General features: G+C 38.8%; 10 protein-coding genes and 2 pseudogenes. 4 read left to right on the top strand and 8 right to left on the bottom strand.

Annotated features, from left to right (window positions below; translation table 11 throughout):
• Nucleotides 1–510 precede the first annotated feature (510 nt).
• Together E4N74_RS11875 and E4N74_RS11870 are read right to left on the bottom strand one after the other, a co-directional pair.
• On the bottom strand, nt 511–6,948 hold the full coding sequence (locus E4N74_RS11875; protein ID WP_255817913.1) for a hypothetical protein: 6,438 nt from the start codon (nt 6,946–6,948) through the stop codon (nt 511–513).
• A 21-nt stretch (nt 6,949–6,969) separates the two neighbouring features.
• The gene (locus E4N74_RS11870; RefSeq protein WP_255817911.1) at nt 6,970–11,640 is read right to left on the bottom strand and encodes an Ig-like domain-containing protein; all 4,671 of its coding nucleotides are present in this window, start codon (nt 11,638–11,640) and stop codon (nt 6,970–6,972) included.
• A 224-nt stretch (nt 11,641–11,864) separates the two neighbouring features.
• On the opposite strand from E4N74_RS11870, the gene E4N74_RS11865 reads away from it, so the two are divergent.
• The 3 genes from E4N74_RS11865 (at nt 11,865) to E4N74_RS11855 (ending at nt 14,935) form a co-directional block, all read left to right on the top strand.
• The gene (locus E4N74_RS11865; protein ID WP_145475300.1) at nt 11,865–13,229 is read left to right on the top strand and encodes an MATE family efflux transporter; all 1,365 of its coding nucleotides are present in this window, start codon (nt 11,865–11,867) and stop codon (nt 13,227–13,229) included.
• A gap of 127 nt (nt 13,230–13,356) precedes the next feature.
• Entirely contained in the window at nt 13,357–14,268 is a 912-nt protein-coding gene (locus E4N74_RS11860; protein WP_255817909.1) for a PD-(D/E)XK nuclease family transposase, read from the top strand.
• A gap of 139 nt (nt 14,269–14,407) precedes the next feature.
• Entirely contained in the window at nt 14,408–14,935 is a 528-nt protein-coding gene (locus E4N74_RS11855) for a TDE2712 family protein (protein WP_255805413.1), read from the top strand.
• Here the strand turns inward: E4N74_RS11855 and E4N74_RS11850 are convergent.
• The 3 genes and pseudogenes from E4N74_RS11850 to E4N74_RS11840 form a co-directional block, all read right to left on the bottom strand.
• A complete protein-coding gene (locus E4N74_RS11850; protein ID WP_255806611.1) occupies nt 14,907–15,674 on the bottom strand; it encodes a TrmH family RNA methyltransferase in 768 nt (255 codons plus the stop codon). The genes E4N74_RS11855 and E4N74_RS11850 overlap by 29 nt on opposite strands.
• Before the next feature lie 86 nt (nt 15,675–15,760).
• Nucleotides 15,761–16,522 carry a hypothetical protein gene (locus tag E4N74_RS11845; RefSeq protein ID WP_255817907.1) on the bottom strand — a complete coding sequence of 254 codons (762 nt, stop codon included), beginning with the start codon at nt 16,520–16,522 and terminating at the stop codon, nt 15,761–15,763.
• Between the two features lie 115 nt (nt 16,523–16,637).
• Nucleotides 16,638–17,102 (bottom strand): annotated as a pseudogene (locus E4N74_RS11840) (PD-(D/E)XK nuclease family protein); the annotation flags it as partial.
• A gap of 50 nt (nt 17,103–17,152) precedes the next feature.
• Here E4N74_RS11840 and E4N74_RS11835 point away from each other — a divergent pair.
• A pseudogene (locus E4N74_RS11835) lies at nt 17,153–17,389 on the top strand (PD-(D/E)XK nuclease domain-containing protein); the annotation flags it as partial.
• 51 nt (nt 17,390–17,440) lie between these two features.
• Here E4N74_RS11835 and E4N74_RS11830 read toward each other — a convergent pair.
• The 3 genes from E4N74_RS11830 to E4N74_RS11820 are packed head-to-tail and all read right to left on the bottom strand — an operon-like array spanning nt 17,441 to nt 21,548.
• Nucleotides 17,441–20,218: a leucine-rich repeat domain-containing protein gene (locus E4N74_RS11830; protein ID WP_255817905.1), complete on the bottom strand. Its 2,778-nt coding sequence runs from the start codon at nt 20,216–20,218 to the stop codon at nt 17,441–17,443.
• A gap of 2 nt (nt 20,219–20,220) precedes the next feature.
• Entirely contained in the window at nt 20,221–20,937 is a 717-nt protein-coding gene (locus tag E4N74_RS11825; protein WP_255817903.1) for an amidohydrolase family protein, read from the bottom strand.
• Nucleotides 20,934–21,548 carry an SPASM domain-containing protein gene (locus E4N74_RS11820; RefSeq protein ID WP_255817901.1) on the bottom strand — a complete coding sequence of 205 codons (615 nt, stop codon included), beginning with the start codon at nt 21,546–21,548 and terminating at the stop codon, nt 20,934–20,936. Before E4N74_RS11820 ends, E4N74_RS11825 begins: the two co-directional genes overlap by 4 nt.
• Nucleotides 21,549–21,837 lie beyond the last annotated feature (289 nt).

The following is a 21,837-nucleotide window of genomic DNA, read 5'->3' as shown; positions in this document are numbered from 1 at the left end:
TGTACTGCTGAATGACGTTCCTTTCTGATGTTATATGTTATTTTTTTCCAAAAGATATAATCCATGTTGTAGATTTTTTTCTTTATCAAAACAATCTTTAATTATTGAATAATATGCATTATCATTATATTCAAAATTTCAAAAGTTGCAAAACCTGCCAAAACACTATATTTTACATTTGGGTCTGAAGTTACTCCTGAATCATCAGCATATAGTAAATACATGAAAAGCCTCCAAACAAAAAAAGAGAGCCAAGCGAGAAAACTCGACGCACCACTTAAAGGCAGCACTCTTGACCCTGATTTAGAGTATACACACATTTCATACTAAAGTCAATATCTAATTTTATATTTCGATTTTTCTTTTTTATTTTCCGCATCGCAACAGCTCCATTCGACACTTCATACCTGGATCTCTTACCAAACCAGCTGTCTTTCCTCGGTTTCCCACATCACATAAAAAATCCCCCATCGGATTACCGACGGGGGGATAACTCGCTAAGCGGAACAGTTACTTCGTCAGCACCGCCATCTCGTAATTCTTTGTTGTAAAGTATGCGGCGATAACCTTATTTGCATAATTACCGCTCGTAGGCACACCCTGACAAATCGTGTACTGCTGGATACCGGCGCTTGCAGGCACCGTCATAACCACCCAATTACCGGTAAACTTACCGTTCTCAACGCCGTTTTTAACGTCGGCGGCAGAAGCAATACCGTCTTTAAGCCAGGCGATACGCGCTGCATTTGCGGAACCGTAAAAACCGTTATGATAGTAGCTGATGTACGGAACCTGCTTGGTATCTTCTTTGCGTACACCAATTTTGAGAAGGGTACCGGGATTCATGTGGGTATCGACCTTAACAACTTTAAAGTCTGTAGAAACAGGCTTTGTTGTCCCTTTTACTTTATTCGGCGGCAAGTAGGCGTATTTCACCCCGCCGTCACCGCTGGAATAGTAGCCGATGTGTAATCCGTCCTCATCGTCAATTGCCACATCAACATAGAGCGGTGCACCGGTATCAACAACTACGGCATTACCCTGCCATACCGCAGTTTTACGATCAGCGGCACCGGCAGCAGGTTCCGTATAACTGTTTACATCACGATAACTGTATACCAATCGGCTGTTTACGGAATCATACCACACGGCAACGGCTCGTTCAGTAGAGGTAAGAGCAACGGCAGCATAGCCCCCGCTCTTATATACGGTGGTATCCGCATTATCCGCTATAACTTCATAGCCTCGTGCAGAACCTGAATTGTTAGGATCGCTGTAATCTCCATCATCCTTTACATTATAACCTAAACCGTTTGAAATGCTATCAGGAGCGGTAACGGAGCCGTAACGGAATTTAATGGGAAGTGCGTTGTTATTTCTATCGTAATAGATAAGAGCAACCTTTGCATCGGAGGCGGGTCCTCTAACTGCCAACTTAGGTATCTGCACACGGTTTACATCATAAACACCTCTGCCTATATTATTATTGTTTTCAAGACGGCGGCGGTTTGTTCCACCGGTATAATTTCCGCTTGTTCCGAGTGCATCTTCGCCTTGTTCACGAGAGAAGAACGTAAAACTCGTACTTCCTCCGGCTCTATCGGTATTGGTTGCACCTCCGTACATATTTTCGCTATCATCAAAGGCTATTACGGTATTATGATATTTACTAAAACACTGTTCAATAATATTTGCAGAAGCCATTTGTGTTGATGTATGATTTACAGTGCCGTTTTTCATCATATTGAAACTCATATCACTTCCGGCCAAAGATCCGTAAGACATATAATAATTACTCTTACTATCCATCACAAACTGCGGGCTTTCCATAAAGTTGTTATTGATAATAGGTTTCATATTCCATACAAACAGCTTACGCTTTGCATTGAGGATATCGTTATTAATTCCATTGCTTTCAATATTGTACGGCTTTGTAATATCCACCTTGTTGTTGACGGATTCGACAGAATCGACCTTAACGGACAGATCGCCGCTCGTATGCGATGATACTATGACTACGCTGTTCAAATTCGTACCGAGCGAAGAGGTACCGAGCACAACCGTTCCGCCTGCGAGGTTAAAACCTTTTACTTTAATCGTTTCCCCAGCCCGTACCGGATATTCGCCGGTCGAAGCGCGAGAGAAGGCGCCTTTATGACTGCCGTCGGCACCTTTTAAACCCGTTACTACCTCCGTAATATACGGCACAACGTTTACCGTTGTTTTCGGCTCGTTTGCAGTATAATCGTACATATAAGCTGTGGTTGCCTCAGTGGGGACGTCATCTTCAAGCGTTGCCTTATTGCCTGTTACGCTTCTTATACGTGTAAGGTACTGCGTTTCGCCTTTTGTAAACACAACGAACTGTCCCGGCTTCTTATTTGCGAAAACAGCGTTTTCTGCAGATCTTTTTTCAGCCCGGGTAACGCCTGTTGTTTTTGCTGTAGTCACTTCGGTATCGGAAAATGTCGTTGTTCCATCGTTAGCCGTTACTTTAATGTCTTTCGCAAGCCCTACGCTCATCTTTTCAGTGTCCCAATCAATCTGCCATGTAACGTAATAACCAAGATAGTCGGCACCGAGTTTTTTTACCTTTAATACAATACCATCTGCCGAAGTTATTGTTCCGGCCGTCCACGGCCCATTGCCGGAAAGCGCAGTTGTTAACGTTTTACCGGATACCTCAGCTGTAATTGAATCAATTTTAATATTGTCATACACAAACCCGCGGATTGTAACCTTGCCCGAAACGGAAGAGTGATCGTTGCCTAAGCTGTTAATCTTTGCAATTTCCACATGCCCGTTGGTGCGTTTGTTTTCGTATAGCGAGTTATCGTTTTCGCTGTTCCAATGGAACGGAAGGATGACCACCGTCGGCGGTGTAGTATCGATAGCTTCAAAGAGCGTAGTAATATTGACTTTTGCAAAAGCGGAATCCGTGCCTTGTGTATAGCCCGCCGTTTCGCCCCATAACTCAAGGATAATTTTTGTCGGCGTACCGTTTGAATTGTTGATTTTATCTGCAGCCGTGCCAAAATGATCCTTTAAATCGATTTCACCGCCGCTTGTAATAGCGGTAAGTCCTCCCAATCGAGTACCATTTTCTTTTTTAAGCTGATATTTTACCGTACCGTATCCGCCGGTAAAGTCAACCTTTATTTTAGAATTATCTTTATTCTTAAAGGCAAAACCGCTGCTTGCAAAATTCGCCGTAAAATCGAGGTTTGTATCTTTGTTGGACGGAATATCCAAATTATCGCTTATAAACGATTTCTGTGTACCGCCTATGTCCGTCATAAGCGTAATCTTCTGTACGGCGATCGGCTTGTTTTTTACGACTACATTGACATCGGGAACTGTATATACGTTATCCTGCTCATCGTAAATCTTACAGCTCAGTTTTCCTTTACCGTCCTTTAGGGTGCTTAAATTGATTTCTCCTTCCCAGCTGACTTGTCCGCCGAGATGTTTGGTTATTTTATTTCCTGTAATTTCACCGCTTGATTCGGACATCCCGTCAACGGTAACCTTCACTTCGATCTTTTTTATACCCGAGCCGTCGTCGTTTGCAACACCGCGCACAATCCAGTTTCCGCCGTCGTTCCGTATAATATACGGCGCTTCATATAAAAGACAATTGTATGTGCCCGCTTTATCAAGATTGGGGGCAAAAGACACCGTATTTCCGCTGACGTTTGTTACCGTGCAGATATTATCGTTAATTAAAAGGCGCAGCTTGCTGTAATCGGGAGACGAGCCGGGAGCCTTTTCTTTTACTTTTTGTGCAAGATTGGAGTCCGTTATGGAAGATACTCTGACGTTTCCGCTGTATCTGTAGATAAAGTCTCCCAAATCACCTGCAGGGGGCGTAATATCGAAGTTCAGCTTTACTGTTTCTTCTCTCGACAAGTTTTGTCCCACATCAACTATTTTGATTTTTATCGATATCTCGCCTTTGCGTTTCGACGCTTCGCTGAGCGTACTTAAATCAAGAGGAATTTGAAGCGTATAATTTTTTGCACCGGGAGAAGCAGGCGCATGTGCGGTGTCTTCGACAATCCAATGGTTTGACAACGCTTGTGACAAATTATATTTTTGATTGCCCAACAGTTCCTGAGATGAAATCTCGACGGTTTTTATTCCGGAGTCGTCGTATAAAGAACCGATAAGTTTTTTCCCGTCAGCGATCCACATACCCGATGTATAATTTATCGGATTTGAACCGTCCGATTTATTTACCAGCTTTAAGGAATCGGGGCTGCCGATTGTCGGATAATTTTCATCTATAAAGATTTTTATAGTCTCTGACCATGAACCTAATTTACCGGTAGTTTTATTTTTGGCACAGACTCTGAAATAAACCGCCCAGTTTTGCCCGTTCGGGTTATTAAACGCTCCGTTTTCATTTATCGAAATTTGCCAATTCGAGCCACCGGTAGCACCGTCAGTACCCGGTACAAGTTGACCATCGCCGCCTTTATACCAATCGGCATCATAGCCGCCGCCGGATGTTCCGAAAGTCATATTCCCGTTTGCAGTATCGTTAAAGTCGCCGTTTTTTGAAAACTGAATATATACGTTACCGATGTCTGCAGGAGTGCCCAGTCGGGCAGCTGCCGTACCGAATATTTGGATGGTACCGCCCAAAGTTTGATTTTGCTGCGGTGAAAGTACTGTAATAACCGGCTTGTCGCCGTTCGAATCATAGCGTATAGTGAAGTCTTTAACAGCTTTGTTTCCTATGGTATCCTCTGTCAAAATATAGACGGGAATATCGTACACACCCGCGCTAACCAAATTACCGTGAGAGGCGGGATTTGACGAAAAATCATCCAAGTTATACGTAAACTCCCATGAAACCGGAGTGGTTTTATCCATAACCCGCCAACCAGTAGTAGTATTAATGGTTGGCACGGAAGTCTGTTTTCCTATGATGTACTTCGTACCGTCCTTGTTTACGCCGGCATAGGCATCGCTAACGCTTCCCATAATTCTTACGGTTCCCGCCTGCTCGGCATTTGCCGGAGGATATTCTAAAACCGGCACGGGACCTGTTGTATCTTTAATAAACGCTTTTTCGGCAGCAGCAGTCTGACCTGCACTCTTAGCCCAAAAATGAACTGTGTGTGGTCCCTCCGATAATGAACCAAGTGAAACAGGCACAGCGGTTTTCCATTCGGTTCCGGAAGAGTACGGAAGTTCCGTATCGCTTTCACCCGCCGGCCCATCCAATTTATAACATACCTTGGTAACCGGCTGCCCGGAAGAAACATTTGCAATGACATGAAAAGCTTCTTTTACAAACCCGGAAGGAGCACCGGGAAGTATCATGAGGTGGTTACCTGCCGGTTCAAACTTGATAACGAAAGAGCCTCCGGGCGAATTATTTCTATCATAAGCAACAAAATCATTATTTTCGGTATCTTTTCCTTCTACTTCTATTACATAATATCCGGCAGAAAAAGTAGCAGGATTCGGCAGCTGCCATTGTACGGTCAATTCACTTGTGCCGGTAACAACCTGATTAAGTTCGTCTTGTGTCGATAAATCCGCAAATTTTAAAGAATAAGCAGGGGTAGCGGACTGCACCAAATTCAATATTTTTTTATCGCCGGAAGCAACATACGAAACATCATCGTTGCATTTATACATATTGATTACAATACCGCTCGATCTGTATCCGTTGTAATTGAAATGGTCAACCAACGGAGTGCTGTTTCTATTCGGAATAAGCTTAAGAGAAACTTTAGGCCGTACCGAACCGCTGAAAAACTCTACACCGGGATGAGGCAAATCCGCATCTGGAGTCGTCGCGGGATAGGATTGAGGAAAATGGGTTCCATTTGTTACTTTAAAACCGGGCGATTTATTCGGATCCAGCGTAAAAAAGGAAAATTTTTCATTGGTAACGCCATTTGTCATGATGCGGGCATTTTCCAATATCTGTTTTACAGACTGTCCTTCAGGATCACTGTCGTCATATAATTTTGCCAAAAGCTTCAGCGTTTTATTCGATGAAGAAGCCGAACCTCTTTTCCCCGCAAAATAATCGTTTATAACATCGGCGGTATATCCTTTTTCCAAAACCGATCGGATATCTCTATCCCGCAAATAATACCATTCCGAAGTGTTTCCCTCACCTTCATTTCCGTCGCCTTTAAAAAAGCGCGCATTATCGGTTAAAAATACATGCGCTTTAATTTTAGGATTTCCATTTATATCATTATATTTATACAAAGGATCTGTAAACTCGGTATCATTTTTCACAGCAGTAGCTATTTCTTCGTTTATATTTTTTCCGACAAATTTTTTCGATATGCTTATATCGGTACCGTCAACTGTTAAAGTAAGATCCTCTATTTTGCTTCGATCTTCCGCTTGTCCTATAACTGTAAAAACCGAACCGTAAGGGTCGGCCTGTGCGGTAGGATCATCGTTTAAGACAATCGTCGACGGGCGGGACACAATAAACACAGGGGGAGTATTGTCAATATCGTACTCACGGCTAAAACTTGTTGTTCTACCTGTAATATCAGTAACAGTAACAGTAGCAATGTATTTACCGTCAGGTATCGGATACTCTTTTACCAAGGGATGACCATCTCTTGTCCTTCCGGTAAATTCATTATTAACAGACAGAGTCCATATTACAGAGCCATTATTAACATCTGATAAGCCAGCAGAATATTGTTTAGAGACCCAGCCTGTTTCAGTATTTTTAAATACAACAGAAACATCTTTAACACCCTCATCGTCCTTTGCCGTTCCTTTCATCACAAAACTACCCCTGATAGGTGCACCTCCTGCATCAGGATAAATAATTTGTCCGTCCGGGCGTTCAATATCGATAGTGCCGCCCAAACCTATGTTTTGTTTGCAAGTAACACTCAAAAATACCGTAAACAAAATTAAAACCAAAAAAATTAAAAAAAATCTGTTCTTTTTCATAAAAACCTCTAAAAAGTTTTGTTAAAATATATCAACTCTTATACCTACTGATATATGCGGAATAACCGATTTGATTGCAGATTTTTTACTTGTTGAATCTACATCGGTAGGTATAAACCATAATTGTCCTTCCGTAAATAACGATAAAGAACTAAAATATTTTTGCTTATGGAATTTCACACGGGGAAATTCAATTTGTGTAAGCAAAGCCGACAATATTTGAGGACGGCCGCTTTGGGTATTTGTAAAAAGCGAAAACTGTGCACCCAAGGCCACATCCAAATACAACCATTTCCAATCAGGTCCAAAATAGTAACCGAAAGGCAGTTCATATACGTTAGCTAAAAGTTTTAACGATATTATATGCCCCCCGTACCTAATTTGATAATTACCGTATAATGCTGTAAACTGACTTTGTAAAAACTGCCCGTAATGAAGCTGCAGTTTTACGTTATCGTCAAAAAAACTTAATCCTATACCTAAATTCCACAAGGAAGCGCCCCAAAAAGCACCTTCTACGTGTAAACCTTGGATGAACTTAGGTACTCCATAGCTCGCCTTATCTCCCTTTCTTAAAGAAGCCTCAACCTTGGCTAATTCTATATCATCAGATGATAAACCTCTAAAGTCTATAGAACCGTTATACCTTCCTCCCTCGCCCGGGGATATCAATGTAATCTCAGGGGCTGTCTTATCAATCTTTATTATTGTTCTACAGACTGCCGTTTCTTTGTTTTCCATAACGGCTCTTACCAATAAAAAGTGATTTCCTTGAGCCATATCTTCCGTTTCAAGCCTATATTTCCAATTGGCGGTTGACTTAACCGGAACAAAGGTTTTTCCGTTATCAAAGCTGATTTCTACTTTTTTCAGCTTCTTGGCCTTAAAAGCTCTTTTATCCTCTGATGCAGCACCCTTTGAGGATACCAGAGCCTTTTCTTCTTCGGATACGGTATATCCCGCCCTTCCTCTAAGATAAGGCCTTTCTATTGCAAAATCCCCCATAGCAAAGTTATCGATTGTAATCCAAGGCCCTACTGCATCATAGTGTATAGTATGTACTTCGGAAGACAATGTACCTGTTCCGCTTGGAGTTACCCTTAGCTCAAGTTTATGTTCCCCTGTTATAATCTTTTCACTGTTTAATTTAAAACAAACATAGCCCGTTTTAGATACAGGAGCCCTTTCAGCCTCCTTACCGTCTATGTATAAGATTGCTTCTTCAACCCGTTTATCCAATATAAGTCTTCCATATATATTAAATTCGCCTCTTACCGTCTCTCCATTCAGCGGATACAGCAATTCTATCTTATTTTTGTCTTTTTTCCGGTACACATCAAAGTTGATAGAAGCCTCATTTACGTTATTTGCCTTATCCACTCCGCTTATTTCAAGATTATATCTTCCTTCAGGTAATGAACTTATGTCTATATCTTTGGATAAGATTATATCTTTTTCCATTTTTATCTCGGATAGTTTTTGCGGTACGGAAGAACCGCTAAGACTTTTTATCTTCAACATTACACCCTCAAGCGAAATATTATCATAAACTTGACCCGATACAAAAAGATTATTATCCAATTTTGAACCGGCCAAAGGATATTCAAGTCTTAAAACAGGAGGCGTATTGTCTATGTTTATTAACGTAGAATATAAAAAAACTTGTTCATATTTATCTGTGGCCTTTATAAAGACTACATGGGTACCGTCATTTATTATATGGGTATTTATTCGGTATTTCCATTCTTCAGAGCCTTCTGCCAAGTTATATGTCTGTCCGTTGTCAACAGATACTTCTACCTGTTTGATTCCGTTTTTATCAATTGCATTTCCGGATATTACGCTTATTCCTTTTACGGTATCGGTTATAAGCGGGTAACCTACGGTTACCTGAGGTACTTCTAAAGACACTCTTATCTTTCTTTTTACAGGCTCACTTGTAACCCCGTAAATATCTTCAGCATACATTGATATTTCATGTTCATTATCAGTAAGCTCGCTTAGCAATACGGGTATGGAAAAGCTGTTTTTTATTTCCATCGGCTTATATGCACCGTTATCTATTTTGTAATAAATCTTTGCGGCTTCATCATCATCATATACCATTCCTGAAATTTCAAAATCGCCCGTTATAATTTCGTTCTCATGAGGTAAGTGTAAATCTACTCTCGGAGCATCTCCCGAATTATCTATTTCAAAACTATAGCTGTTAAAATTCCTTGAATTCCCTGCAAGGTCGGTAAACCTAAACTGCATATTTTTACTTAAAGGCTCTTTTGCCGATCCTACTATAAGATTAGGAAGAGTACTGTATTCAAAGCTCTGCCAGTCGGCTCCCTTGCTTGCACCCTTATATTCAGCTTTTACGCCGGGAAATCTATCACTTACTTTAAAGGCCGAGTAGATCGAACCGTTTACCATTCCTCCGCTTTCAGGTAAGACCATAACAACCTCGGGGGCTTCCGTATCCTTGTAAAATAGTCTATATTCAAAGCTCTCTCTTCCGGATAAATCGACGGCTTTTACCGTCAGAAGTATGGGGCCGTCAGGTTGTCCGCTTAGATTTATATTTTCATTAAAAGCATTGGACAACTTTACATAAGGTGCGTCACTGCCTAGTCTATATTCCACGGTTTTAATGCCGGACCCGTCCGAGGCCTTACCCTTTAAATTTATAGAATTATTTACAAAAGACGCAGCTTCATTAATATCAAGGTTTATCTCAGGCGGAGCCATATCTGAAAGAATGTCTACAAGAGGACTTGTATATACGGAACCTTCACTGTCGGTAATTTTTACACCTACGCCCTTATATAAACCGTCTCCCTTTACGGTTAATTTTACCAAACTGCCTTCATATTCGGCCTCAATGTTTTTAGCTCCTATAACTTCCAAAGATTCTATAACCATTCCTTCTCTGGGCTGATAAATACCGATTAAGGGCTTAGCTTCACCTAATATAATTTGATTATTCTCATTTAAATTACTTTTAGCCCAAACCAGATTCTCTTCTCCGCCTGATCCGGACATATTTACAACACGTATAACCAAGGTTTGCTTAGTGATTCTGTCATTTATGTCGGCTGCCGTAACGGAGACGGTATACAAGCCCGGTTCGGATTTGGCATTTATATTTGTTTTTAACACATATTCAGTCTGTCCGGCCTTTAATGGCAAGGAGGATTCATCTTCGCCGTTAAAGCCTGCACTTATATATTTTAAGCCTGAAGGAGCTTTTATATGAATTGATGTAGAATCCTTAGATTGAGCATTATATACAGGTATGACGGTTTTACCGTTATCAAATGATATAACGGGTTCCTTGCCTTCAGCTTTAAAATTTATATTTACCGGAACACCGGATATTCCTTTTTTGTTTACTGCATATATCGTTAATGTATGGGTTCCTGCGCTTATTCCTTTTTCTACAGCTCCAAAGCCGGCAGCATATGCAGGTATAATTTTTTCTTCACCCTTATCTATCTTATACCGTATTTCACTTGCTCCATATAAGTCATGCACAACACCGGCTATATAAAGGTCTTCAAAAACCTTTGCATTCATTACAGGGTTGAGCATTTCTATTACAGGTTTCCCTTTGCTCTGATCGATTGGGATGGTTTTTTTTACCCTTACAATATTTCCGGCTATATCTTGTGCAGTTATCTCTACAGCTGCACTCTTAACACCGCTTTTACTTACATCGAATTCCTTTATCCAATAATCATTTCCCGGAGTAAGCTCAAAATCACCAGTCCGTCCATCGCATTTCCAAGATAAACTTGATAGACCTGCCGAATCCATAACCTTCCCTGCTATAGAAAATACAGGGGGCATGGGCTGATCATTATCAGGATATATAAATTCTATTACCGGAGGAGTATTGTCTATAAATAATAAAAATGTGTATATGCCCGTACTTCCATGCTTATCTACGGCCTTAAACCAAAGAAGTTTGGGCCCGTCATTTATTGTTTTTGTGTTTAATTTTAAAGAAAAATGAGACTGTTTTGTTTTTTTATTATATGATAGTTTAATTTCTTCAAAATTCTCACCGTCGTTTACCGAATAAAGAAGCCTTTCTATACCGTTTCCGTCTTCCACTGTTCCTTCAATAGTTATATTTCCTGAAACAAGTTCCCCGATAGTCTTATTTACTATACCCGTTATAGGGGTTCTACGGTTTAGATAAAAGCTGTTCTTTGCCGATTTACCCTTTACTCCGTTAATATCAACTCCCCAGGCCTCTATCGTATGGGTTCCTTCTTCAAAATTTTCAGTATTTATATAATACGACCAAAACTCTTTTCCTTTTGCCCTATATATGGTTTCTCCTCCGTCTACCCTAAGTTCTACATAGTCGACGGCATCATCATCTAAACAGGTGCCTATCACATTTAAGTTTCCTGATACAACATCATCATTTTTAGGATTACTTATATTTACTATCGGTAAGTCCGAATTAGGATCTATATACATATTAAACGGGCCGACATAGCCTTCATTTCCTGCTATATCTGTAGCCGTTATTATGATATTGTACTTTCCTTTTTTCTTATTAGAAATATCTATAGATTTTTCCCAGCTTTCATTATTTGTCATCTGAACCGTATCAATATCTTTAGATCCTCCGGCATAAAGCATACCGAATAAGCCCGCTGAGACGGCAAAATATAAGATAATTTTCTTCATAGCATACTCCTAAGTAAATTACATAAATATATCGACAGATTATCGGCAAATATAGACAAAATCTTTAATTTGTCTAAAACAGGTTAAAATATTATGAGTGATATAGTGGATATTAATATACATACAAAACATTGATAATATCAACCAATTTTTGATATTTTATACAATTTTTTTCATTTATACATCTTCCCTATTTTTAGAGAATAAAGTAAAATACTTAAAGTATGAGATTCAATTTTATCGGACAAACTACGGCTCAAAGGCGTGAACTCATTTTAACTGCATCCCCTATTAAAACCTTGCTCATACTATCTTTGCCTGCCCTTATGATGGCAATGCTTCAAGCTATGATGCCATTTACGGACGGCCTTTTTATAAACAGGCTTACGGATCATGTAACGGCAAGTGCTGTCAGTTTTTCCCAGCCGATTATCTCCATTGTATTGGCTCTCGGACAGGGCTTGAGCGTTGGAGCTACGGCAATCATAGGCCAGCTCAACGGACGCGGAGATATAGATGAGAGTAGAAAAACGGCAACACAAATTTTCGTGTTTGCTTTTTTCTTAGGCCTGATTTCAATTCCGATTTTATTTATATTAGGTACCGTAATAAGCTATAGCCTAAAAAGCGAAATAGCTCCGTTGGTTTTCAGATATATTTCTCTTTATTGTCTGGTAATGCCTTTTAGCTTTATGGAATCCATATACAACGGAATAAAGAATGCAAACGGCAAGCCTGAGGCTCCTTTTTTTAGAATGATTATAATGCTTATAATCAAAATAATCGGCAACCTTATATTTTTATATTTTTTGAGTATGAAAATAGACGGATGTGTTTTAGCCTCTCTTTTAGCCAATATCGTAGTAGCGGCATGGATGTTCTACGACCTTTTTATAAAAAACACACCGGATAAACTCACTTTAAAACAATTTAAATTTTTGCCTTCATCAATACATGAATTGCTACGGGTCGGCTTTCCTGCAATGATAAATTATGCTTTCATCTATGTAGGCTTTTTTTTGATAAACAGAGAAATGGAACCCTACGGTGCCGTAGTTTTAAACGGTCAAAGTATTGCAAGCAATATCTCGACAATTTGTTTTAATATTCCCGGCTGTTTTAGTGCTGCCGTTACGACCATGGTCAGCATGAATATAGGCTCCGGAAACCCCGGAAAAGCGAAGCGTTCCTGCCTTTTAGGCTGTATCACAAGCGCAATAAGCGGAGCCGTCCTTATAGCTATTATAGTCCCGTCTTCCGCCTACCTCGTATCAATGTTTAAACCTGAAATGCCCCAGATAGGAGAAATTGCAGTAAAAGCCCTGCATATTTACACCTACTCGGTAATAGGCTTCGGTGTCTGTATGACAATTCAAGGAGCCTTTATCGGCCTTGGAAAAACAAAGGTTCCGTTAATGCTGGGTATTTTGCGTATATGGCTTTTGAGGTACATATTTATAATTACAACCGAAAAATACCTTTCGTACTACTCAATCTATTGGGGAAATCTTTTTTCAAACGTAACGGCCGGTCTAATTGCCGTTATTTTAATTTTAAACACCAAATGGGTTTCGGGAATAAAAAAATAAAAGCTTTTTTTTATAATTTTACTCTTAAATGCAATAAAATCCTACAATAATAATGATTAGGCATAAATATTTTTGCTTTATCCTGACCATTGATTTGGTATGTAAATTATTATTGAGGAGAAACGTTATGTCAAATGAACAACCTATTTTAAACCCCAAAACAGATTGGGTTTTTAAGCTGATGTTTTCAAAAGGAGAAGAAGGAAATAAGGCCCTAATAAGCTTTTTAAACGCTTTTTTAGAAGATTCTTACGGTAAAATCACAAAGGCTGAAATTATAAACACCGAACTTATTCGGGATAGGCCTTCGGGAGAAACTTACCGCCTCGATTTTTTGATTAGAACTGACACAGGCCTTCTTGTCGACCTCGAAATGCAGCAGTTTTGGAAAACAAACAATCCTCGAAGAAGTCAAATGTACCTCATGCGCCTCGCTTCCCGCTTTTTAAAGACGGAACCCAAAGAAGATGATTTTTTATACGCTATAAGCCTTTCAGTTTTCGGCTGCGATGTTCCTAAAAGCGCAGAGCTTGTAAAAATGCCTGAGAGCTCAATAATTCAATATCTTTATGTTGAATTAAACGAGTTAATAGTTTATACTATGAAAAAGAGCTTGGAAGAGTATAGCTTAAAAGACTTTTGGATAAGGTTTTTAGCCAACTATGAAGAAGACAAAAAAAGCGGAATGTTGGAAAAATTGTGTAGCTTAGAGGAGGGTATAAAAATGGCAGAAGCAACACTCTTTAGGGTAACTGATGAAGAGAGGCGAATGGCAATAGAACTCTCTGACGAAAAATACCGGATGTATGTGGAAGATGAACGCAGCGAAGCTAGAAGAGAAGGCTTGGCTGAGGGTTTAGCGGAAGGCAGAGCCGAAGGAAAAAGTATAGGATTAACCGAAGGACGGGCTGAAGGCCGAGCTGAGGGATCACATCAAAAAGCCCTTGAAACAGCAAAAATCATGAAAAACATGAATTATCCGCTTGAGGATATTTATACAATCACAGGGCTTTCTGAAAAAGAGATTGAAAAATTATAGGCTATAGCGTACCTTAAAAATTTCATTTTTTTTAAATGCTCTGTAACGTCTCTATCATATTTTTAGTTACCCCTCATTGAAAAAAAACGGTAATAGATGTACACTCTTCATTGGTTAAAAAATTATTCCGGAGGTTTTTATGAAAAATATAAAAATTGATTTTGATGTTTTGGAAATGATGGTTTTCTTTTGGGAAAGCGTAGCTTCAAAGGATAAGATGGGAGACGATTACTTTATGAGTATTGCCGAAAAGCCGCAAATGGAAGTTGTCTATGGCGACGACTTTTCTAAGGATTCCGTGCGGAGGGTTATGTCTGCAATTTCCAACAGAGAAAAGCTGAATAACCGCACTATGAGTGAGAGTCGTTTTTGGAATAACAATATGTGGATTTTAGAAGACTTACAGACCATGCATAATATGATGGCACCGATTAAGACCTTAAACCTTGAGGAGATCATCGAAAAGTATAAACCCTCTACAAAATTCGATGAAATAGAACTTATATTTATCCCTGCCCATGCAGAAGAATTTTATATAAAGGGGAATAAAATTTATATAAATTTCTTTAAACTTATTCCGAATTATGAAGATCCTAAAGATATTAAGATTGCAGGTCTTCCTTTAAAAGAATATGTAATTAAAAAGATTGAAGATTTATTGCGCTAAGAGAATGACAAAAAAGGGTTGCGGCTTGGGCAACATTTAAGCTTTCCACATTGCCGCTTCCCTTTATTTTTACAAGATGGACACAAAGTTTTTTGGCTTCTTCACTTATTCCACTCTCTTCATTTCCTAAGACAATCACGCAAGATTCATCCTTTTCTACCAATCTTCCCATGTCGGCTATTTCATGGTGAGCTTTTAAGTCAGTGCCTATACAGGTAAGCCTTCCACGGCATTGCCTCAAAAACCAAGCCGTCGATGAAACCTTAAAGATTTTTACAAATTCCATTCCGCCCTGTGCAACCCTGTAGGCTGAAGTTGTGATAGATGCCTGTTTATCTTCCTTTGTTAAAACTATGTTTTTTATACCGAAAAAAGCCGCGCTCCGTATAATTGCACCCAAGTTATTTGCATTGCCTATTTCATCGAGCATTAAAGCGTGTTCTTTATTTTGAGCCCAAAGGTTTATTTCCTCATGCTTTAAAATAGGAATTTCAGGTTCAAAAATCATAGCCGTTACACCCTGATGGTGAACCGATTCCGACAGCTTCTCCAATTCATCCTCGGAAACTATTCTATATAACCTTTTATTGGAAGCTAAATATTTACAAACCTCGCCGAAATGTTTTGCTCTTTTTTCCGAAAAAAACAAACGGGAAATTTTTTCGGGATGATATTTTGCTAAAGCAAGACAGCTTTCAAAACCGCAAACCGGCAATTCTTTTTCAAATTTTTTACCCATGAATTTATCATACACTAAAATCAAAATATAGGGAAGCAGCTGGAATTTTGAATGACTCAAGCTCAACTTCTTCACCTACTTTCCTATTATTTTTTAGAAAAATTAAAAGAAAAGCACATTGATCCGAAACGGTAGATTTTCAGTCTGGAGCCTTCGGCTTTATCATTTCTCTTCCAGCGTTCTTCGCCTCCCCACTGGACCTTGTTTCTTCTAAAATATGAGCCCATCCATTCATTAGGCTGCGTCGATACCATCTCAGCTATATCTTCCTTTCCCTGCTCAAGAGAAATACCTGGACCTTCCGAATACAGCTCCATTATTTTTTGAGTATAGACAAAAGCTCCTTCTGAGACATCTTTTTCTTCTATAAGCTTTATAGTCCCGTCATTATGATAAGAGTGCAGCTCCTTAAGAGATTTTCCTCGATATATGAGCTCAAAGGAACGGCGTTCCTTTAATTTTGCAGCTTCTTCCTTTGTAAGCTTAAATGGAGGATATTTAGGTTCAACCTTGTAAAGATAATAAATTAATTCTGAAGATTCATTTTGAGCTACAATAAAGTATTCTTTTTTATAATCTTGTACAAGGGAATAAAAGCTTAAATGAGGCAGCGTATAATTATATAAAAGATAAGTTTCTTCATCATTCTCCATTATCTTACTATACCAGCAGCCTTTCCACTTTAAAGAGTTTTCAAGACTTTGTCTGATAACTTCATTGGAAGGAATATAGGTTACTCCGGGGGGTGTTTTAGATTTATTGGGAGAAAATAAAATGATATTATAAATAAGGCCGTCTTTTAAAATTTCTTTAAGATTATGATTTGCTTTTTGTAGTTTTAATTCCATAAATTATACCCGCTATATAATAATATATCACATAAAATTTTAAAAAGTCTACAAAAAGTTTAAACTTTTTTGCAGCGGGAGGGGCTTTTCTTGTTTATCTAAAATACTACATTACCTATGTATCAAGCTCAACACAATGTCCCGTTTTCAGGTAGAAGATAAACGTTTTAACCTCGATGGGCTTATCCGGATTTTCTTTAAGATTTTCCGATTCGGTTTTTGCAAGATCGATGGCTGCTTTTTTATAAATCTTCAGCTGGGTTAAGTGTGCACCGGGATTTTCTATCTCGTCGGTTTTATAATCTAAAACATAGACTATTCCGTCTTTTTTAAACAGTAAATCTATCTGTCCGCTTACAATTTGTCCTTCATAATCCGTTAAAAAACCGTATTCGCTTTTTAATTGTTCGGCTTCTTTTGCAAGTTCATACATATCCGAATTAAAGAAATTATCGGCCCAAGTATAAATCTTTTTTCTTTCAACTTCGGAATGACCTTTCGGATAGATAAATTCCTTATTTAAAAGACGGGCTTCTATTAAGGAGTGAGTAAGAGTTCCCAGCTCGGCAGCTGTATTTTCTCCCGAAATTCAGGTCTTGGCAGATAAAGAAAAGATAAGCTATTAAGAAAACGGAAGTGTATTGCTCCGCAGGCAGAGCGGATTGCATTGTGCAGACTGAAACGGCCGTTTATATTTTTGAATTTAAGCTCGGCGCGAAAGGGAGTGCTGAAGAGGCAATCGCACAGATAAAATAGAAAAACTATGCGGGCAAATACGCCTCATGCGGAAAACCGATTATGCTTATCGGAGCGAGCTTTGACGAGCGGAAAAGAACGATAAAAGAATGGAAAGCTGTTGGTATTTAAAGAAAAACCGAAACGCTCTACGCCCTTCCCCGATAAGCAAAATACAATTTGTTATTCTTCTTCTATAACGAAGCCCTCACAGACAATCCTGTCCAAAGGATACTTTAATGCTGCAACCTTTTCATATACATCTTTGGTAGGAACTATTATCTTTTTACACCACGACCTTTTACAGTTAAAAGCATCATAGGCTATTTTTTCTATCGAAGTAGGCAACTTTATCTTTGCCTTTGTACATCCAAAAAAAGCCTTAAAACTTATATCTGTAAGGTTTGTACATTCTGAAAGATCAACAGACGGTAGATTGTAACACTCTTCAAAAGTATTGCTTTTTATGTCTATAAGACTTGTGCAGCCTGAAAAATCCGTTTCTTTAAGACCATGACAGTGAAAAAAACTTGACCATCCGATAGTCTCCAGTTTTGCACAACCCGAAAAGTTTACTTTTGTTAGAAATCTACAATTCAAAAAAGCCTGTCCTCCTATGCATTTAAGGTTTGTACATGAAGAAAAATCCAAAGCATCTATTCTCTGACAGTTACGGAAAGCGTCTTCTCCCAATTCTTCCAGACCGGCAGGAAACATAAGCGTACCGCTTATATTTTCGCAGTCTTGAAAGGCTCCTTTCTTTATGCTTTTTAGCCCTTTACAAGCAAAAAAGTCTATTTTAGATATATTTTCCATTCCTTTGAAGGCTGCCTCTTCAATGGTTGTTACTGTTGCGGGAATTCTTAATGTACCGGATTGAGTACCATCGCTGCCGATAAGAGTAGTTTTTTCGGCATCCAAAAAAAGAAAACCGTTTTCTACAGCAAGCCCGCCTTCACCGATAATTTTATCTTTGTGATAATTAGACGCAACAACTTTTCTATACACTTCAAAATTGGGTACGGTTACATTTTTGCAGCACGCTCCATTTGGATAGCTGAATGCGTTCTCTTCTATCTTTCCTATCTTTGCAGGCAGTTTTATATTGGCATTTTCACAATAGCCGAAAGCACCTTCGCGTATTTCTTCAAGCATGTCGCATGCGGAAAGGTCAGCACTAAGTAAATTACTGCAACCCCTAAAAGCATCCCAGCGGATTTTCAAAAGAGTTTCAGGGAATACAAGCTCGGTGATATTTTCGCACATGGAGAATGCCCACTTATCTATATGATTTAGATTCGGAGGAAATATCAGTTCCGTTAAGCCTTTACAGCTGCTAAACGCACCCATTTCGATGGATTTAAGCTTCGTATAATTTGAAAGGTCCAGACTTGTCAAATCGGAACAATTTGAAAAAGTGTGGCTATCTATGAAAGTTATATCTGAAGGTAAGGAAATTTCCGTCAGGCCTCTACACTCGTAAAATGCGCCAGAACCGATGCCGGTAAGTCTAGGATAAGCTGAAAGGTCCATTTTTCTTAAACCGCTGCAGCCTCTAAAAGCATTGTCACCGATCGAAATAAGATTGGGTGGAAGAAGTGCTTCCGTCAAGCCAATGCAGCCTTGAAAAGTACTGTCCTCGATAGTAGGAAAGTTAATATATTCCGAAAGGTCCAGCCTTGTTAAGCTTGTACAGTCTTTAAAAGCTCCTTTTCCTATTTTGGCAAGTGCAAAAGTCGAAGTCGTAGGAAAAATGATTTCCGTCAAACTCGTGCAGCCTTCAAAAGCACCGGCTCCTATAATTTCAAGGTGCGTATACTTTGAAAGGTCAAACTTTTTCAAACTCGTGCAGCCCTTAAAAGCTTCTTCATCGATTTCGATAATTGAAGAAGGAAGATCAATCTCCTCCAAAGCCGTACAACCTTCAAAAGCATTGCCTTTTATCGCTGCAAAATATTTGGTGTCTGAAAGGTTCAAACTTTTTAATCCTGTGCATCCGTAAAAGGCTGAATAATAGATATGCCCCAGATTTACGCAACCAGAAAAATCCAGATGAACTAAGCCCGTGCAACAAACAAAAGCGCTGGATTCAATATTATCTAATTTTCTGCAGCCTGAAAAATCTACACCGGTTATATCTTCGTTCCATGCAAAAGCTTGAGCGCCTATGTTTACCACCGTTTCAGGAATTTTTACTATTCCATTTTGAATATCCTCTTCGCCTATAAGAATTGTTTTTTCTGCATCTGCAAAGCATAGACCATTTTCGATAACTCTGTTTTCAACAGTAATCCTGTATAAAGGATAAGATGATATCATAACTTTTTTGCATACTTTATAATCCGGAACGGTTACCGAGTAGCACAGAAAGTTATCGTCATTATCAGATATTTCTCCTAATGCATATTTTTCTATTGTTCCTATAGATGCAGGCATTTTTACTTCTGCCTGTGTACATCCTCGAAAAGCCGCCGTGCTTATTTTATCAAGACTGATACATGCGGAGAGGTCCAGATATGTAATATTTTTACAGTCGGCAAAGGCATGTTGTCCGATTGTTCTAAGGTTAGGAGGGAATTTTAACTTAGTCAAATTATTGCAAGCATAAAATGTCTTTTCACCTATTTCGGTAAGACTTGAAGGAAAAATTATTTCCGTCAAACTTGGACATTCAAAAAAAGCTGCTTCGTTGAGAGATACAAGACTTGTACAGTTTGAAAAGTCCAGTTTTATTAATTCTTGACAATAAGAAAATGCTCCCATTTCAATTGTTTTTAAATTTGTGCAGGCAGAAAAATCAATATCCGTTATAGCTCTGTTTTCAGTAAAGGCCTCTTCTCCTATTGTTACTGTCGTTGCAGGAATTTTTAATATTCCCGCTATCTCATTGCTGCAGCCGACAAGAATTGTTTTTTCGGCATCCTCAAAGTAGAAACCTTTTTCGGTAAATCTCTTTCCCATTTTTAACTCCTTAATAGTTTATAATGTCGATTATTATTAAAGTAATCGGTAATCGGAAAATCCGAACCGAATAAAACTTTACTCTTAAATCCCGCTTCATTAATTTGTTTAATTATTTCCGGCGGAACAAATGCGGTGTCGCAAAAAACATTATCATACTCAGCTAATAACCTCAGTGTAGTATCCAATGGGCGGCAATGAGCAAGGATAATTTTTCCGTTTGTACAAAGCCGGAAAAAAGGCTCAAAGAGATCTGCTCGGTCGTGGTCATAACCTGTATGAATTAAAATCGGCAGCTTTTTTTTATCGGCATAGATAAATGCCGATTCTGCAAGAGCTCTTGTAAAGGGCTCCGAAATATCCCAAATATTTGCACGCGGATGAAGTTTAAACCCTTTATATGGAGCTTCACTCATCACTTTTTCAAGTGTAAGCTCAGGTAAAAAGCGGTGTACCAAAGGAATAATCCAATATAAAGGAAAAGAGTTAAGATTAAGAGAAGCCGCTGTTTTTTGTGCATCTATGATTTCTTCTTTGATTTTTTGATAGAGCTGTAAGGCTGCGTCTTTTGAGTCCACCGTTTCACCTGAAGTAGTGGAAGAATACATAAAGCCTATCACGCCTGCATCTTTTAAGATTTTAAAAACCGTTTGAGCATCGTAATAAATATCATAAAAGCGTCCTATATGAATGTGATTATCAAATATTTCTTTTTTCATATGTTTTTTGCCTCTTGCAAAGCACCGTGTTCTTTTCTCCAATCGTAAACAATTCGTTTATTTAAGGCTGCAACCTTACAAAAGTGCTTGTTTATTTTAAAAGGATCTCCTTCAGGGTTTTCGTTTGCATTGCGTACCATGCACATACCGCAAAAAGGTTTATCCTCACAAGAGCCGCATTCGGGAAAATCCTTGTTTCGGATATTACGCAGAAAATTCATTTTTTCGGAATTGTACCAAATATCTTTTAAGGTTTTTTCATAAAGGTTACCGCAAATATAATCCTGCCAGCCTGCACAAGGATAGACATTTCCGTTTGCTATCATACAGGCGGAGGAAATACCTACGCCGCAGACAATTCCGTCAGGATCGTTTGTAAGTTCCTTTATCCTTTGGTCAAAATCGGGCTTTAATAATTCAGCCTGATAGTCGATGTCATCAGCCAAAATATCGCGGATAATTTTTTCGACCTCACATAAATTTAAACGGTTATCAAGGTTGCCTGTAGTATGGTCATACCGAGCCATCATAATATAATCGGTAACTGCACGAACCTTGTGTTCATGAGCCCAACGCATAACTTCACCATAGTCGTCTTTATTTTGCTTCATTGTGGGGCAGCTTATCTGTAAGGGAATATCGTTTTCGATGAGTCTTAAAATAGCATTTTTGTGTTTACAAAAAGGATGTAGATAGTAAATTGTCTTATAAAAATTATAGATATTTATTAAGTAAGAAAAAATTTTGTAATTAAAAAAGTTGGTAAAAAATATGCAGGCAGTATAAATCTTTAATTTGTTTTGAAGTTTAATTTTGTCAAGAGAATTTTTTATATGAGAATAAAAATAAAATAAAAACCTATCGGTTAGAGATATTAGAGCTAATAGAGAAAATGGGGGG

Source organism: Treponema putidum, from assembly GCF_024401155.1.
Lineage (GTDB): Bacteria > Spirochaetota > Spirochaetia > Treponematales > Treponemataceae > Treponema_B > Treponema_B putidum.
This window is presented reverse-complemented; position numbering and strand designations above follow the sequence as displayed.